The 1210-nt window shown below is 61.7% G+C and carries 2 protein-coding genes; both read right to left on the bottom strand.

The genetic code is table 11. From position 1 onward, the window contains the following. Nucleotides 1-987, bottom strand: a 987-nt coding sequence (locus ORI27_RS32830; protein ID WP_266001426.1) for a cytochrome P450, incomplete at its 3' end; no start/stop codon positions are given. 8 nt (nt 988-995) lie between these two features. Continuing rightward, nucleotides 996-1210 (bottom strand): ferredoxin (locus ORI27_RS32835; protein ID WP_266001425.1); only part of this gene is annotated, 215 nt, incomplete at its 5' end.

Below are 1210 nucleotides of genomic sequence, written 5' to 3' on the forward strand. Positions count from 1 at the left end.
CGGGTCGCGGTTGGCCATCGACCACGAGATGTAGAGCCGCTCGCCCTCCTTGAAGTGCACCCCGTTGACCTCACAGTCCTCGGCGAACGTGCGCCCGTCGCCGGGTGCGGGGGTGTAGAACCGCAGAAACTCCTCGGTCGCCGAATCCAGCAACGTTCCCCGCTCATCGATGAGGCGCTGACGCTGATCGGGATGCTCACCGAGCCACTCCAACGAATGGGCGGTCAACGCCGTCGTGGTGTCGAACCCACCGCCGATCAACAACGTCAACATCCCCAGGATCTCCATATCCGGGGCCGGCTCACCGTCGATACGCAACTTCACCAACGCATCGATGATGCCCGGGCGCGGATGATCGCGCACCACACCGATGCTGTTGAACAACGCCATGGCCATCTGCTGGTTCTGCTCGAGGACCCGCGCCATCTCCGGGGAATCCTCCGGGGTGTACACCAGGGCATGGGTCGGCTCGGAATAGATCGGCCAATCCTTGAGCGGCAGACCCAACATGGCCATCGTGATCACCGCCGGCGTCACATTGGCCAGATCGTCAACGAAATCCATTCGCCCGGAGGCGATCTTCTCATCAATGCTGGCCCGCACCACCTCGGCGATGAACGGCTCCCAACGCTTGACCGCCGCCGGCGACAAATACGGATTGAGCACACTGCGATACGTCTTGTGATCGGGGGGATCCATCTCCAGGATCCCCGCCCGGATCGGAATCGGCTTGGCCGGAATCGTGATCCCCTGATAACCGCGCCGCTCGTTGTTCACGTCGTGATCGTTGGACACATACGGACACCGGGCCAGCTCGAAGACCGCCTCACTGCCCGAGGCCACCCAATGCCCACCATGGGTATCGGTCCACGCCACCGGACACTTCTCATGCAACTCATCGGTGATCTCGGCGTAATGCTCCCGGTAATCACGAGTATGGCGATCGAAGTGATACCGATACGGATCCTTACGATCCTCATCGCCCATTACATCAGTCACGACACGGCCTCCTTGACCGACTCCTCAAGCACAATCGCCTGCTCCGGACATGAGTGCGCGGCCTCGATCACCAACGCCTCCTGATCGGCAGGTACCACCTCGCGCACCGCCGAAGCCGTCCCGTCGATCTCGGACAACACGAACATCTCCGGCGCGATCATCGAGCACAACGTATGCCCCTGACACCGCGCGCCATCAACACGAACCTTCA

The sequence above is a fragment of the Mycobacterium pinniadriaticum genome (genome assembly GCF_026242045.1).
GTDB lineage: Bacteria > Actinomycetota > Actinomycetes > Mycobacteriales > Mycobacteriaceae > Mycobacterium > Mycobacterium pinniadriaticum.